Here is a 14,744-nt window from a genome sequence, read left to right as displayed (position 1 = left end):
GTGGCTGGATTAAATTTAGTTTTACCTGAGTTTGAAGGGCCATTAGACTTATTACTCTATCTGATTAAAGTGGCTAAAATTGATATTTATGATATTCCGATTGCTGAAATCACCAACCAATATCTGACTTATTTGCATGATATGCGTGTCATGCAACTGGATACGGTTGGTGACTATTTAGTTATGGCTTCAAACCTAATGGCAATCAAAAGTAAAATGTTGCTGCCCAAACCAGAACCTGCATCTGAAGCTGATGATGAATTTGAGTTGGATCCACGTGATGAATTGGTCAGCCAATTATTGAGTTATCAAGCTTATAAACAACTTGCTGGTGAATTAAGGGTAAAAGCTGAAACAAGACGGAAATCAGTGGTCAAGGAACCTTCGCAGCCAACAGGTACATTTATCATTCCGCTACAAAGGGGTGCCGTTGACTTAACTCAATTGACACAAGCTATGAATGTAGTCCTAAGACGTCATTTCGCTTCAAAACCACAGAAACGGGCAGTTCAACGAGAAAACATTTCAATCCAAACGCAGATAAAAAAGGTGTTGACGCACTTGGAACAGCATCATGGTTATGTTCAGTTTTCCCAACTGCTCGAAGCGCGTTCCTCAGATAAAGTAGATGTGATCGAAGATGTTGTCACAACATTTTTAGCTGTTTTGGAGTTGATGAAAAATGGACGGATCGTTTGTGAACAAACCACGATCAATGATGATATTTTAGTGAAGCAGGTGGGGACTGGTACATGAATTATCAAGCAATCATACAGGCATTACTTTATGCTGCTGGCGATGACGGAACCACCATTCAGATCTTGGCAAGCACGCTAGCTTTAGATGCGGCGGCTGTCAGACAGTGGCTGGAAAAGTTAACGAATGCTTTACAGCAAGACCAAACCTCCGGGTTAGAGGTTTTACATTTTGGTGAAACCTATAAATTAGCTACCAAGCGCGTTTATGCGCAATATTTGACACAATTTATGTCCGGGAATATTGGCCAACACTTGAGTCAGGCGGCTTTAGAGGTATTAGCTATCGTTGCCTATGAACAACCGATCACGCGTCTTGAAATTGATGAATTGCGTGGCGTGAACAGCTCGGGAGCGTTACAAACTTTGGTTGCGCGACAGATGCTTCAAGAACAGGGACGGAAAGATGTTCCCGGACGGCCTATTTTATATGGGACTAGTGATTACTTCTTAGATTATTTTGGGTTACAGTCTTTAGATAATTTACCGCCGATCGACCAGCATACGCCCTCAGATAGTGGTAATGAAGATATGAATTTATTTTATAATGAATTTGATGCAGCAATGAATCAAAATAGCGCTAAGACGACGGCACAGGCACAAAGTGATGTACAAGAAAAGGATGGATTAAATGACTGAGGAAAGACTACAAAAAGTGATCGCAAACGCTGGATTAACATCTAGACGTAAGGCAGAAACCTTGATCACATCCGGTCGAGTAAAAGTTAATGATCAAGTTGTTAAAACATTAGGGACCAAGGTTTCAGAGCATGATCAGGTAACTGTTGATGGGGTACCTTTGGAGAAAGAGCGTAAAGTTTATTATCTATTTTATAAACCCAGAGGCGTTATTAGTGCGGTGAGTGATGATAAGGGTCGAAAAACTGTGACCGACTTTTTTGACCAAGTTGATCAGCGAGTTTATCCCGTGGGCCGGCTAGATTATGACACTTCTGGTCTATTGATCATGACTAATGATGGTGAACTTGCCAATCTTTTGATGCATCCCCGTTATGAGGTTGATAAGACCTATGTCGCTAAAATCAATAACATTCCTGATGTTTCTGCTCAAATCAAATTACGCAATGGTGTTGAAGTCAATGGTCGTAAAACATCCAAAGCAAAATTTAGCCTTATTTCTACGGATCATAAAAAAAATACAGCAATTGTGCGACTAACGATTCATGAAGGTATGAATCATCAAGTTAAAAAAATGTTTGAAGCAGTTGGTAGTCAAGTTCAAAAATTGTCTCGAGAATCCTTTGGCTTTTTAAACTTAGAAGGTTTGATCTCGGGCCAATTTCGGCCATTATCGCATTTAGAAGTTTCGCAACTGCGTAATCAAGCTTTGGGGAAGCGCGTTTAATTTTTGAATCAGATTTAAAAATAAATGTGTCAAAAAACTTGCTTTTATTTAGTAAGTTTGATATGTTTATTTTTGTAAATGAATAACTGTTCGTCTTCAGGGCAGGGTGTAATTCCCGACCGGCGGTGATAGTCCGCGACCCATCTTTTGATGGCTGACTTGGTGAGAATCCAAGACCGATAGTATAGTCTAGATGGAAGAAGATAGAGCTTATTTTGGATGTCTAATCATAATAGCTCATGCCCTGTATATGTTTTTGGGTGTGAGCTTTTTTAGGCTGAAGACGCAACCGTTAATTCAAATACAACTATTTTATTTTAACGGGGGGTCCTTGTATTGCAAAGTCTCAAAGTCAAGAAGTTAGTTGGTATTGCTATGATGGCAGCGATTGCCTATGTATTGATGTTTTTCGCCTTTCCGATCATTCCTGCTTTTAGTTTTCTAAAAACGGATCTCAGCGATTTGATCGTTTTAATGGGCACATTTATTTATGGTCCATTCGGCGGTATTGCAATTGCTGTATTGCGATCATTCCTGCATTTCATCACGACTGGGGCCACTTTACCAGATTTTATTGGTGATTTTGCCAGCGTCTTAGCCTCCATCACATTTTTAATACCCATGTATTACTTGCTACGTAAGGGGTCAAATCTTGGCCGACAACTACTAGCCTCAACAGTAGCAACTATTTTGTTAGCAGCTATTATGGGCTTCTTGAATTTAGTGATTATTACACCGTTGTATATGCAACTTTTAGGTATGAATTTAGGGATGCCAATCATTAAATATGTTTTGATTGCCGTCGTACCTTTTAATGTGATTAAAGGTGTTTTACTAAGCGCAGTCTTCAGCGTTATCTATGTTAAAATGATGCCGTGGGTCAAAGCCCAGGCGGCTACTTTTAAACATTAACTAGTACCATTAAAAAGAGTTTCTGCGTAATTTTAATGCAGAAACTCTTTTTAATTGGTTTCATAAATATTACTTAGTCAAATGGAAGGGGACGTCCCGACGTTTGATTGCACCTGTTGGGCATTTTTGATAAGCTTGTTTAAATTGTGACATTAGCTCATTAGGAATTGCTCGCTGCCCTTTATTTTGGTCAAGTTTGCTATAAGCAATACCTTCATTATCATAATCAAAAATGTCTGGTGCTTGTAATTGACAGATGCCACAGGCAATACATTCTGGACGTGCAACTCTGGTAAACATTAAATACGCTCCTTTTGAAAGCAAGATAAAATCTATGGATAAAATCGATTTATTAAGTTTTTTTAATCAACAGCCGCAAAGAATTAAACCAATTTTTTATGTGTTAATTGGAAAAAGAACGATTTCTAATCTTTTAGCAGGTCGGCGCAATCATTACTTGAATTATTTTCGGGCGGCGCCGACATTAGCCCAAACCACTTTTAATCGTACCGCAGATGTACTGATTCAAGAAGCACTAATTACTGAAACAGCGCCAGAAAATTATATTTTAACTGTTAAAGGAAAACAGTATTGGCAAGACAAGCGAGCATATGTCTATCGATTAAAAAAATATGATGGGTTATTTGTGCCTGACTTAGATGTGATTGATCAGTTGCTTGGACTAGCGGTTCAAGTAACTTCGAACTTTGTCCACGGACAGACACATTATATACCAGTTAGTAATGCTTGGCTGGTTCAGCGCCGTGTACAGCATTGGTTTCGACACTATAAAAGAAATCCGGATTTTGCGCAACAGTTTATGACAGAACTAGCTTTTTGGCTGGCACAATTACCAACCGCCCAAGCGAATGCTGATTATATGGCAGCGACGTTTCAAGGCTATCAGGTGGGCTGGTCTGATTTGGCACTGACGGATATGTTTGGATTGACACCACTTTCACAACACTTTATGCGTTTAGATAATTTGACCAATTTGGTACAGTTGTTAAAGCAAAAACAACAGGCGTTACCAATGATCTATATGTTATTAAAACAGGCTATTTATACGCCCAATCCCATCAGCATCAGTGCGCAAAAAACGTGGTTGCTTTTTGGGCAAGGCTATCCTTTGTCCCGCATTGCTGCACGTAGGCATCTGAAACCTAGTACAATCAGAGAACACCTATTAGAAGTTGCTTTATTGAATGATCAGTTTGATTTCAAACGTTTGATTAGCCAAGATGATCTACCGGCTAGTGCTTATTTCACCGAACGTATGAAGAGTATTCAAGAAATGGAATAATAAAATGAACTTAGAACAAGAATTAGCGCATTATTTTGGTTTCAAAACGTTTCATCCAGGGCAAAAGGCAATTATCGAGCACGCTTTAAAAGGCGACGCGGTGTTGGGTGTTTTGCCTACTGGTTCGGGCAAATCACTTTGTTATCAATTACCCGGTTTAGTCATGCATCGTCTAACTGTTATTGTGTCACCCTTGATTTCTTTGATGCAAGATCAGGTGATTCAATTGCGACAACAAGGTCAATCAAAGGTGGTTGCCCTTAACTCAACCGTCCGTAAAGCTGAACAAACTTATATTTTACAACATGTCAAAGACTTTGATTTCTTGTTTGTGTCGCCTGAGACATTGGGGCGATCAGATGTATTGTTGGCTTTGAAACAAATTAGCATTGGCTTATTCGTGATTGATGAAGCACATTGTATTTCCCAATGGGGCGTTGACTTTCGCCCAAGTTATTTACAGTTGCGCCATTACCGACAAATTCTAAAGCCCTATAGTACTTTAATGCTAACGGCGACAGCAACCCCTAAAGTACAGGCAGATATTCTAGATAAACTGGGGTTGATAAAACAAGCCGTGCGTATTATTACAAATGTTGATCGGCCCAACATCTTTTTAGATACAGTCAAAGTAGCTGATGATGAACAACGTCAGCAATTGCTACAAACAATTATTAAGCATATTACTTGGCCAGGAATCATCTATTTTTCCAGTCGGCAAGCAGCAGAAGAAGTGGCATTACAATTACAGCAGACATTACATATTCCGACCGCGTTTTACCACGGGGCATTGTCTAATCGGGATCGGCAATTGATCCAGCAGCGATTTATGACCAATCAAATCCCAATTATCTGTGCGACAAATGCATTTGGAATGGGTATCAATAAAAAAAATATTCGTTTTGTGATCCATTATCATGCGCCAAGCAGCTTTGAAAGTTATTTACAAGAGTTTGGTCGAGCAGGTCGCGATGGCAAGCAAAGCATTGCCATCACTTTTATTACACCAGCCGATGCTGGTCTGCAAGCTAATCTATTAGCTTCAGGGTTACCATCAACAAGTATGATCCAGATGTTTTATAATGAGCCCCGGCTATTTGCTCATACGGATGATCAAGCGCTCGAGTTATTGCGCGATTTTTATTCAAGCGGGCTAGAAATGACACAAGTTCAACAAATGCTAACCGCAAAATATCAGGAAAAACAAGCTGCTTTGACAGAATTTCAACGTTATTTATCTGCAGCGACATGTAAACGTCAATTACTGAGTGATTACTTTGGCCAAAAAGCAGTGCACAGCCATGATGATACTTGCTGCTGTTTAGGGCAAGATGAGGCTGTTTTGACGACTTTAAAGAAGTTAAACTTGTATCAAAGGGATTCTACTCAACAACCTCGAAGCTTGCAAAAAGCAATTGAGACGCCGAAAGTGGTTCACTGGCAGCAAACTTTAAAGCAACTTTTTGAATAACTTTACCATTACTTAACTTTTGATATGCTAAAATATCATGAAGAAGCTTTTAGGAGGGCCAATGATGAGTGATGATAAAAAAAGTCAAGAAAAAAGGGACTTAACCAGCCAAGAAACGACCGGTCAATCAACAAATGCAGCCCCAACGTCTGACACAAGTACAGATCAAGCATCTGAGTCATTCACGGCTCAAAAAGAGGCAGCAGCTAAAGATAAGGCTGCAGATGCAACTGCAACGACGACAGTCAGTAGTACTGATGCCGATACATCTGAGGCAGAGCCTTGGGAAAAACAGTTTGACGATGATGGCTTATCGCGAGTTGCCAATAAGAAAAAAGAACAGAATAATACCTTTTTTGTGGTGGGACTAACCGTGTTACTACTTGTTGTTATGGCAATTCCGATTGGCTATTATATTGTAAGTATGAACAAACCGGTTAATTCTTCAGATAATAGTAATCAAATCGTTGTCAGTTCCAAGTCAAAATCTAAATCAGCTTCTGCTGCTAAATCGAAATCTCGAGCAAAGGCAAAATCTGAGAGTATAAAAAGTGCTCAGGAAAAACAAGCAGCGGTACAACAATCTAAGCAAGCAGCTGAAAGTGAAAGTGCAAAAATTGCTTCTCAAGCAGCAGCAAGTCAAAAGGCGGCTCAGACAGCTGCCGCACAATCCCAGCAAGCAGCAGCTCAGCAGTCATCTGCAGCGGCTAGTCGTCAGGCAGCAGCGAGTGCATCTAGCCAGCAAGCCGCACAACAGGCCCAACAAGCGGCTGCTCAAAAGAGTAGCACTAGTCAACAAACTTCAACGGCGGATAGTGGGCAATACCATACCGTTAAAGCTGGCGAGAACCTTTATCGTATTGCTGTTAACAACGGGTTGACCTTAAGTCAGCTACTGCAAATGAATGGCTTATCTTCGAGTTCCAATATTGCACCAGGACAACAACTACGTGTAAAATGACAGGTAGTGAGCCAATAATATAGTTTATGAATGGATGAGATTTTTGAAAATTGCGATCGATGGACCTGCTTCAGCGGGTAAAAGTACGATTTCTAAACGGGTTGCTCAAAAATTGGGGTTTACTTATTTAGATACAGGTGCGATGTATCGCGCTGTCACGTACCTGTGTTTTAAGGAGCAGATTGCTCTAAATGATGAAGCGGCTATTGTAGCAGCACTTGCAAAAGCAAAAATTAGCTTTGGTCCAATGAAACAAGAAGGCCAGCAGGTTTTTCTGAATCGGGAAGATATTACAAAACCGATACGTTCCGTTAAGGTTACAGCAGCCGTTTCACAAGTGGCTGCTTTGTCAAAAGTACGCACTGCTTTAGTTGAGCAGCAACGAGCATTGGCGGCAAAACAGGACATTGTGATGGATGGCCGCGATATTGGCACAACTGTTTTACCAGATGCCGATGTTAAAATTTTTATGACTGCCAGTGTCGCTACACGCGCGAAACGGCGTTTTTTGGAGAACCAACAGAAAGGTATGCCTGAAAGTTTGACAACGATTACGAAAGACATTGAAGCGCGTGACTACAAAGATAGTCATCGCCAAGTTTCACCCTTGCGGCAAGCTGACGACGCAGTAGTTGTCGATACATCTAATTTGAATATCGAACAATCAACCCGCAAAATTCTGGAGATAATTCGGCAAAAAACAAAAGTTTAATGCTTTTTTAATCTTTTTGCTGGTAAAACAATCGGAATTCAAGTAGAATAGTTACGTAGTTAGTCGCAAGGAGGATTTTGTTTATGAGCGAAGATACAAATACGAACAATAGCAAGGAATTAATGGAGGATGCCTTAAATAGCGTTCACGACGTCAAAATTGGTGACGTTGTTGTAGGTGAAGTTTTGGCTATTGATGATAACCAATTGATCGTTGGTATTGAAGGTACAGGCGTTGAAGGCGTAGTACCACTTAAAGAATTGACCGGCGATCCAAGTGCTAATATCAACGACCAGGCTAAAGTCGGTGATAAGTTAGACTTGGTTGTTATCTCTTCCATGGGTAAAGACAAAGAAAATGGCAGTTATCTTTTATCCAAACGACGCCTTGAAGCTCGTAAAGTCTGGGACGAGATCGAACAAGAATATAAAGATGGTAATACGATTAAGGCCACAGTTACGAACGTTGTTAAGGGTGGCTTAGTTGTTGATGCTGGTGTTCGTGGCTTCATTCCTGCTTCAATGGTCGAAGATCATTATGTGGAAGATTTAAACGAATACAAGGGTAAAGAATTAGAATTACAAATCATGGAAATCGAACCAAGCGAAAATCGTTTGATTCTTTCTCATCGTGCCATCGTCCAGAAAGAAAAAGAAGCTAAAAAGGCTGAAACAATGGCCAAGCTGGTTCCTGGTGATATCATCGAAGGTAAAGTTGCGCGGTTAACAAACTTTGGTGCTTTCGTTGATTTAGGCGGTGTTGATGGGTTAGTCCATGTTTCTGAGATTTCTTATGATCATGTTGACCAACCATCTGACGTATTAAAAGTTGGTCAAGAAGTTAAGGTTAAGGTATTAAACGTTGATATTGAAAAAGAAAGAATTTCTCTTTCAATTAAAGCTACGTTGCCTGAACCTTGGACAAATATTGAAGATAAAGCACCAGTTGGCGCTATTTTAGATGGTACTGTTCGTCGCTTAACTACTTTTGGTGCCTTTGTTGAAGTGTTCCCAGGTGTTGAAGGCTTGGTTCATATTTCTCAAATTTCCCATAAGCATATTGCAACACCTAATGATGTGCTTAAAGAAGGCCAAGAAGTTAAAGTTAAAGTATTGAGTGTTGATCCTGAACAACATCGTTTAGCTTTGTCAATTAAAGCACTTGAAGAGCCTGAAGCTGAAAGTCATGAAGCTCACGAAGATCATGCTTCGGCACCTAAAGCTGCGCCAAAAACATCGTCATCTGCCAATGATGTTGACGACGATAGTGGTTTTAGCATCGGTGACATGGTTGGTGATGCTTTAAAGCATAGTACAGATAATCAAGATTAATTTTTAAATTTATTAATTTAACGATGAGAGGCTGGGACAAATTAATTTTGCTCCAGCCTTCATACGTTTAGATAATTTTTTGATAATAATTAATATTAAGGGATTCGAGGTGAGTATATGTTACCAACTGTTGCTATTGTTGGCCGCCCTAACGTGGGCAAGTCGACAATTTTTAATCGGATTGCTGGCGACCGTATTTCTATTGTAGAAGACGTTCCCGGTGTAACCCGAGATCGGATCTATGCTCGGGGCGAGTGGTTGACTCATGAGTTTGCGCTGATCGATACTGGTGGAATTGATATTGGTGATGCACCGTTTGTTAAGCAAATTCAAGAACAGGCGGAAATTGCAATTGATGAGGCCGACGTTATCGTTTTTTTGGTAAGTGTTCAAGAAGGAGTTACCGATGCTGACGAGAAAGTTGCCCAGATTTTATATCGATCAGATAAACCAGTAGTTTTAGCCGTGAACAAGGCAGATAATCCAGAACAACGCCAAGATATTTATGACTTTTACAGTCTTGGATTTGGTGAACCAATCCCCATTTCTGGTTCTCAGGGAACTGGGCTTGGTGATTTATTGGATGTTGTCATTTCTAAATTTCCTGAAGGTGCTGATGAAACTGATGACGATGTCGTTCGATTTAGTTTGATTGGGCGGCCTAATGTCGGTAAATCATCCTTGGTAAATGCAATTCTTGGCGATAACCGAGTAATTGTTTCTGATATTGAAGGGACAACGCGAGACGCTATTGATACACGATTTACAAGTGAATCTGGGCAAGAGTTTGCTATGATCGACACAGCTGGTATTCGTAAACGTGGTAAAGTTTATGAAAATACGGAGAAGTATGCTGTCATGCGAGCTATGCGGGCTATTGACCGTTCAGACGTTGTTTTGACTGTTTTAAATGCTGAAGAAGGCATTCGTGAGCAAGACAAAAAAGTGGCTGGTTATGCACATGAAGCTGGTCGGGGCATTATTATCGTAGTCAACAAATGGGATACCTTAAAAAAAGACGACCATACGATGCGTGATTTTGAGAATCAAATTCGACAGGAATTTCAGTATTTAGACTATGCGCCGATTATTTTTGTTTCGGCGCTAACAAAACAGCGGATTCAAACGATTCCTGATCTTGTCAATAAAGTTCATGTCAATCAAAGTCGGCGTATTCAGTCCTCAGTGCTCAATGATGTTTTGTTAGATGCAGTTGCGGTAGCCCCAACGCCCAATGTCCGCGGTCGGCGTCTGCGTGTTTATTACATGACACAAGTTGCCATTAAGCCGCCAACATTTATTGTTTTTGTAAATGACCCAGAATTATTACACTTTTCTTATCAACGTTTCTTGATCAATCAGTTACGTAATACGTTTGATTTCACCGGTACGCCGATTCGTATTATTCCACGAAAACGTCAATAGTCATGCTGATGAAAGGGTTTTTTAGGTTTTTTTTGGTAAAAGTTTTGAAAAAGGATTAAAAAACCGACTTTTATTGTAAAAAACCTTGCTATGATAGGGTTCGTATGATAAGTTTAGATGTGAAATGGTGATGGTCATCGCCATTGTTCATCATTTTTGGACCACTCAGAAATGATAACCTAGATGACTTGTTCATCTAAATTTTCAGGAGGTGAATCATAGCATGGCAAACAAAGCTGAATTGATTGACAGTGTTGCTGCTGAAACTGGTTTAACTAAGAAAGACGCAACAGCTGCTGTAGATGCTGTATTTAGTTCAATCCAAACATCTTTATCTAAAGGTGAAAAAGTACAACTAATTGGTTTTGGTAACTTTGAGGTTCGTGAACGTGCTGCTCGTAAGGGTCGCAACCCACAAACTGGTGAAGAAATCCAAATCCCAGCAAGCAAAGTACCTGCATTTAAACCAGGTAAAGCATTGAAGGATTCTGTTAAATAATTTGAATCTTATAAGAAGCTGTGACGAAACTCAAGTTTTGTTGACAGCTTCTTTTTTTGACTTCATTTAAATAACAATGATTGCGTGTAGGCATACAAAGTCTTACAATTACAGCCATGGATCAAAGGAGGACAAGCTGTGAATTATAGTCAACAAGTCTTACAAGCATTACAAGATGGTGATATGGCGGCTGAGAAGCAACTTTTCGCCAAAGCATTACGTCATGATGATGATGATACCCTATATAGTTTAGCTGAAGAGCTATATGCTTTAGGCTTTTTACGCCAGGCACGACGGATCTACTTAAAACTGTTAGATAAATACCCTGATGAAGATGAATTGCGGACGGTATTAGCCGATATTGCAGTTAGTGATGGTCATACTGATGAAGCTTTAACTTATTTAGATGCTATCCAACCTGACTCGCCAGCTTATGGGCAAGCATTGATGACAGCGGCCGATGTTTACCAGACAATGGGTATGCCTGAGGTTAGTGAAGCAAAACTTAAAGCGGCCCAAGAGTTATACCCCGATGAGCCAGCAATCTGGTTTGGGCTAGGTGAACTTTATTTTTCGTTAGGCCGTTATCAGGAAGCAACGATCGCTTATGAGCAGTTGTTACATGATGATATTGAGACCTTTGCCGGCGTGATGTTATATCAGCGGTTAGGTGCTAGTTTAGCTGGTTCTGGGGATTATGAAGCTGCAATTTCAGCATTGACAAAATTACCGGAAGAAACTTTGGACAAAGATACACGTTTTCAATTAGGCTTTTTATATTTACAAGTTAAAGATTACGCTAAAGCCATTCATTTGTTATCAGATCTTGAAAGCGCCGATCCAGATTATACTTCCCTGTATCCTTATTTAGCTGAAGCTCAAGAAAAAAATGGTGACTTAAAAGGTGCTTATTTAACGACTCAGACGGGAATTGCGCATGATCAATATAATGAAGTTTTGTACCAACATGCTTATGATCTTGCGACTAAATTAGGTGATGAAACTGCTGCTGAAGAATATTTGAAAGAATTATTAACAATCAATCCAGATAATCAATCGGCTGTACTAGCCTTAAGTAATTTATTGATCAAGCAAGGGCGCTTTGAGGATAATTTAGCGTTATTAAATGACCATCAGCCTACAGAAAATGATCCGCAGATGCTTTGGAATAAAGCTCGTTCCTTGCAACACATGGAAAATTATGCCGAAGCTAAGGAAACTTATTTATTGGCTTATAATCAGCTGAAATCTGATCCCGAATTTTTACGAGACCTGATTACTTTCTTTCAAGAAGAAGGTATGGTCAAGGAGGCTATTTTGGCTTTACAAAACTATGTTAAACTAGTACCAGATGATTTTGAGCGCCAAGAGTTATTGGATGAACTCCTAGACGAACAAAATTTTTAAAAAAATTAACCGATTAAGTTATGGAGTGATCATTTTGGCAAAAATACGTGTCATTGTTGCTGGTTTTAAAGGACGGATGGGTAAGACGACCTGTGAGACGATTTTAGCGCATAATAAAGCATTTGAACTGGTGGGTGGTTATGACCCTCATGGCGCAGCGGATAAAAATTTGGGGACACAAATTGAGGTATCTGCGGCCCAACAATTACCAGCTTTCACAGAAATAGAAGAAACAGTAACAGTTAAGCCAGATGTTTGGGTTGATTTTACAACACCAGATGCGGTTTATGCGAATACTAAGTTCTGCTTGCAACATCAAATTATGCCAGTTATTGGTACAACTGGCTTGACAAACGATCAGATTGCTGAGTTACAAACATTAGCCAAAAAACAGCAAGTGGGTGGTTTGATCGTTCCTAATTTTGCTTTAAGTGCTGTCTTAATGATGAAGTTTGCTCAAGAAGCAGCTCAGTATTTTCCTGACGTGGAAATTATCGAGTTACATCATGACCATAAGAAAGATGCCCCTAGTGGCACTGCTTTAAGAACGGCTGAGTTAATCGCTCAAAATCGGCGCCCTAAACGCCAAGGCGCCCCTGATGAAAAAGAAATATTACCAGGAGTTCGCGGCGGTGATTATCAAGGGATGCGTATTCACTCAGTGCGTTTGCCTGGTTTGATCGCTCACCAACAAGTTCAATTCGGTGGTGTTGGTGAAGGACTGACCATTCGACAAGATTCATATAATCGGGCGTCGTTTATGACGGGTGTAGTGTTAGCAATTGAAAAAGTACATGAGTTAAATGATTTAGAAGTGGGGCTTGAGAACGTTTTATGAAATTAAACGAACTGGCGCCGGAATTTCAAGCAGCACGACCAATACTGGCTGATTTAGAAGCTGCGGGATTTGAGGCTTATTTTGTAGGCGGTGCCGTACGTGATGCACTTTTGCATCGGCCAATCCATGATGTGGATATTGCGACAAGTGCCTACCCGGCTGAAGTTAAGCAAATTTTTAAACGAACAATTGATACCGGTATCCAACATGGCACGGTAACAGTGATGGCCCATGATGTTGCTTATGAGGTAACCACCTTTCGAACGGAGTCTACCTATCAAGATTTTCGGCGACCGGATAACGTGACTTTTGTCCGCTCTTTAAAAGAGGATCTAAAACGTCGTGATTTTACGATCAATGCTTTAGCGATGCGTCATGATGGTGAGATCATTGATTTGTTTGACGGCTTAAGGGATTTACGCCAAGGTGTGTTACGCGCAGTGGGAGATCCTTATGCACGTTTTCATGAAGATGCTTTGCGAATGATGCGTGCAGTTCGCTTTCAAGCCCAGTTAGCCTTTCAATTAGAAATTCGGACAAAGACCGCAATTGCCAAAAACCATAGATTACTGCAAAAGATCGCGATTGAACGGATCCATAGTGAATTCATTAAGCTGATGCTTGCTTCTAATTGGCAAACCGGACTGGCAACTTTTATAGAAACTAAGATGAGCGAAGCTGTTCCTGGTTTTAGTGGTCAAGCGACACAGTTGCAAAAACTGACAGCCTTAGCTGGTCATCTGACTAATGAGTGTCAGGTTTGGGGCCTATTCGCTTTGACCTTGACGTTAAATCAGAAGGATACGAGACAGTTATTAAGAGCCTGGAAATCAGCTAATCAAGTGATTGATGGTACGGAAAGGCTAAGACAGTTAGCCACTGATCTACAAACAACTGATATTGATGAAGCTGAATTAAAATGGGCACTTTTTTCAGCTGGGCAGATAGCTGTGCAGGATACTTTATCGGTTCTGAAATTAATGGCGCGGATCACTTCCGAACAACAAGCTGAATTCAGACAAATTTATGATCAATTACCGCTTCAATCAAGTAAGGCTTTGGCGGTTAATGGGCAGGATCTGATGACTAATGGTATCCAACCTGGCCCAGAATTAGGGCGAACTTTACAGCGGTTACGATATGCCGTGGTTGTGGGTCAATTGCCGAATAACAAGGCAGCTCTCCTAAGTACAATAAAAAAATGAACTTTTAGTTACTTCTGTTAAAGATGTGTTAGAATAACAATGTAAGCACATTCAGAAAGGGTGGATCATATGGATCACGTATTTAAAGAACTGAAATTTTATTTTCGTAATGGCGATGAATGGGTCGTTAATCATAAAGAGTTTAATGATCTTTGGATTTCTAGAATTACGACAAGTTATGGTCGTATTAAAGGTGGCCGCATGCAAGAAATTCATCCTTGTAAGAGCTTTAAAGCCGATATCAATCCTGAAGCTGATCACGCTAATTCAACTGACATCAATACAGGATCGTTAGAGATGGGCATGTTTGGTCGGGCAACGAAATACCAAGATATTGAGCGCTGTGAGTTATTTTTTGATGATAAGGGTTCTCAAGAGATCTACTTCCCATTCAAAAATAAAGACTCATCTGGTTTAGATAATGTTTACCAAACAAGCTATGTTTCACAAAAGGATGGTCACCTGTATATTGTCATTGATCAAAATAAGACGGTTTTTGATGAATATCCAGATGCTTAATACTTAAATTTATTTAAATTAAAAAGGCATACCTAAGCTG

At 40.1% G+C, this 14,744-nt stretch carries 15 protein-coding genes, 1 pseudogene and 1 riboswitch; of the genes and pseudogenes, 15 read left to right on the top strand and 1 reads right to left on the bottom strand.

Going from position 1 to position 14,744, the window contains the following annotated elements:
- The 4 genes from FHQ08_RS00675 (at nucleotide 1) to FHQ08_RS00660 (ending at nucleotide 3,033) form a co-directional block, all read left to right on the top strand.
- Entirely contained in the window at nucleotides 1-756 is a 756-nt protein-coding gene (locus tag FHQ08_RS00675; protein ID WP_230912454.1) for a segregation and condensation protein A, read from the top strand.
- Nucleotides 753-1,394: an SMC-Scp complex subunit ScpB gene (gene scpB / locus FHQ08_RS00670; protein WP_230912453.1), complete on the top strand. Its 642-nt coding sequence runs from the start codon at nucleotides 753-755 to the stop codon at nucleotides 1,392-1,394. The genes FHQ08_RS00675 and scpB overlap by 4 nt, the downstream gene beginning before the upstream one ends.
- Complete coding sequence (locus FHQ08_RS00665; RefSeq protein WP_230912452.1) at nucleotides 1,387-2,121, top strand: pseudouridine synthase; 735 nt, start codon at nucleotides 1,387-1,389, stop codon at nucleotides 2,119-2,121. The genes scpB and FHQ08_RS00665 overlap by 8 nt, the downstream gene beginning before the upstream one ends.
- 88 nt (nucleotides 2,122-2,209) lie before the next feature.
- Nucleotides 2,210-2,330, top strand: a riboswitch (FMN riboswitch).
- A 127-nt stretch (nucleotides 2,331-2,457) separates the two neighbouring features.
- A complete protein-coding gene (locus FHQ08_RS00660; RefSeq protein ID WP_230912451.1) occupies nucleotides 2,458-3,033 on the top strand; it encodes an ECF transporter S component in 576 nt (191 codons plus the stop codon).
- A gap of 69 nt (nucleotides 3,034-3,102) precedes the next feature.
- Here FHQ08_RS00660 and FHQ08_RS00655 read toward each other — a convergent pair whose 3' ends face one another.
- The gene (locus tag FHQ08_RS00655) at nucleotides 3,103-3,333 is read right to left on the bottom strand and encodes a ferredoxin (protein ID WP_230912450.1); all 231 of its coding nucleotides are present in this window, start codon (nucleotides 3,331-3,333) and stop codon (nucleotides 3,103-3,105) included.
- 34 nt (nucleotides 3,334-3,367) lie between these two features.
- On the opposite strand from FHQ08_RS00655, the gene FHQ08_RS00650 reads away from it, so the two are divergent.
- From FHQ08_RS00650 to FHQ08_RS00600, 11 genes and pseudogenes are all read left to right on the top strand, one after another.
- Nucleotides 3,368-4,336, top strand: a complete 969-nt coding sequence (locus tag FHQ08_RS00650; protein ID WP_230912449.1) for a helix-turn-helix domain-containing protein — start codon at nucleotides 3,368-3,370, stop codon at nucleotides 4,334-4,336.
- 4 nt (nucleotides 4,337-4,340) lie between these two features.
- Nucleotides 4,341-5,807 carry a RecQ family ATP-dependent DNA helicase gene (locus tag FHQ08_RS00645; protein WP_230912448.1) on the top strand — a complete coding sequence of 489 codons (1,467 nt, stop codon included), beginning with the start codon at nucleotides 4,341-4,343 and terminating at the stop codon, nucleotides 5,805-5,807.
- An 823-nt stretch (nucleotides 5,808-6,630) separates the two neighbouring features.
- A pseudogene (locus tag FHQ08_RS13265) lies at nucleotides 6,631-6,768 on the top strand (LysM peptidoglycan-binding domain-containing protein); the annotation flags it as partial.
- A 43-nt stretch (nucleotides 6,769-6,811) separates the two neighbouring features.
- Complete coding sequence (gene cmk / locus FHQ08_RS00635; RefSeq protein ID WP_230912548.1) at nucleotides 6,812-7,480, top strand: (d)CMP kinase; 669 nt, start codon at nucleotides 6,812-6,814, stop codon at nucleotides 7,478-7,480.
- An 83-nt stretch (nucleotides 7,481-7,563) separates the two neighbouring features.
- Entirely contained in the window at nucleotides 7,564-8,811 is a 1,248-nt protein-coding gene (gene rpsA / locus FHQ08_RS00630) for a 30S ribosomal protein S1 (RefSeq protein ID WP_230912446.1), read from the top strand.
- 117 nt (nucleotides 8,812-8,928) lie between these two features.
- On the top strand, nucleotides 8,929-10,236 hold the full coding sequence (gene der / locus FHQ08_RS00625; protein WP_230912445.1) for a ribosome biogenesis GTPase Der: 1,308 nt from the start codon (nucleotides 8,929-8,931) through the stop codon (nucleotides 10,234-10,236).
- A gap of 223 nt (nucleotides 10,237-10,459) precedes the next feature.
- Entirely contained in the window at nucleotides 10,460-10,735 is a 276-nt protein-coding gene (locus FHQ08_RS00620; RefSeq protein ID WP_230912444.1) for an HU family DNA-binding protein, read from the top strand.
- 138 nt (nucleotides 10,736-10,873) lie between these two features.
- Nucleotides 10,874-12,142: a tetratricopeptide repeat protein gene (locus tag FHQ08_RS00615; RefSeq protein WP_230912443.1), complete on the top strand. Its 1,269-nt coding sequence runs from the start codon at nucleotides 10,874-10,876 to the stop codon at nucleotides 12,140-12,142.
- Nucleotides 12,143-12,218: 76 nt separating this feature from the next.
- Nucleotides 12,219-12,980: a 4-hydroxy-tetrahydrodipicolinate reductase gene (gene dapB, locus FHQ08_RS00610; RefSeq protein ID WP_230912547.1), complete on the top strand. Its 762-nt coding sequence runs from the start codon at nucleotides 12,219-12,221 to the stop codon at nucleotides 12,978-12,980.
- Complete coding sequence (locus FHQ08_RS00605; RefSeq protein WP_230912442.1) at nucleotides 12,977-14,185, top strand: CCA tRNA nucleotidyltransferase; 1,209 nt, start codon at nucleotides 12,977-12,979, stop codon at nucleotides 14,183-14,185. Before dapB ends, FHQ08_RS00605 begins: the two co-directional genes overlap by 4 nt.
- 69 nt (nucleotides 14,186-14,254) lie before the next feature.
- Complete coding sequence (locus tag FHQ08_RS00600; protein ID WP_230912441.1) at nucleotides 14,255-14,704, top strand: hypothetical protein; 450 nt, start codon at nucleotides 14,255-14,257, stop codon at nucleotides 14,702-14,704.
- The last annotated feature ends 40 nt before the right edge of the window (nucleotides 14,705-14,744 follow it).

Origin of the sequence: Agrilactobacillus fermenti (assembly GCF_021030645.1) — a bacterium.
GTDB classification, from domain to species: Bacteria; Bacillota; Bacilli; order Lactobacillales; family Lactobacillaceae; genus Agrilactobacillus; species Agrilactobacillus fermenti.
The sequence above is the reverse complement of the archived record's forward strand: the minus strand, read 5'-3'. Positions and strand labels throughout refer to the sequence as shown.

What these genes read in the sequence shown, in the direction of transcription:
- scpB (WP_230912453.1), top strand. Translation starts at nt 753, where the DNA reads ATGAATTATCAAGCAATCATACAGGCATTACTTTATGCTGCTGGCGAT.
- FHQ08_RS00665 (WP_230912452.1), top strand. Translation starts at nt 1,387, where the DNA reads ATGACTGAGGAAAGACTACAAAAAGTGATCGCAAACGCTGGATTAACA.
- FHQ08_RS00655 (WP_230912450.1), bottom strand. Translation starts at nt 3,333, where the DNA reads ATGTTTACCAGAGTTGCACGTCCAGAATGTATTGCCTGTGGCATCTGT.
- FHQ08_RS00650 (WP_230912449.1), top strand. Translation starts at nt 3,368, where the DNA reads ATGGATAAAATCGATTTATTAAGTTTTTTTAATCAACAGCCGCAAAGA.
- FHQ08_RS00645 (WP_230912448.1), top strand. Translation starts at nt 4,341, where the DNA reads ATGAACTTAGAACAAGAATTAGCGCATTATTTTGGTTTCAAAACGTTT.
- rpsA (WP_230912446.1), top strand. Translation starts at nt 7,564, where the DNA reads ATGAGCGAAGATACAAATACGAACAATAGCAAGGAATTAATGGAGGAT.
- der (WP_230912445.1), top strand. Translation starts at nt 8,929, where the DNA reads ATGTTACCAACTGTTGCTATTGTTGGCCGCCCTAACGTGGGCAAGTCG.
- FHQ08_RS00620 (WP_230912444.1), top strand. Translation starts at nt 10,460, where the DNA reads ATGGCAAACAAAGCTGAATTGATTGACAGTGTTGCTGCTGAAACTGGT.
- dapB (WP_230912547.1), top strand. Translation starts at nt 12,219, where the DNA reads ATGGGTAAGACGACCTGTGAGACGATTTTAGCGCATAATAAAGCATTT.
- FHQ08_RS00605 (WP_230912442.1), top strand. Translation starts at nt 12,977, where the DNA reads ATGAAATTAAACGAACTGGCGCCGGAATTTCAAGCAGCACGACCAATA.
- FHQ08_RS00600 (WP_230912441.1), top strand. Translation starts at nt 14,255, where the DNA reads ATGGATCACGTATTTAAAGAACTGAAATTTTATTTTCGTAATGGCGAT.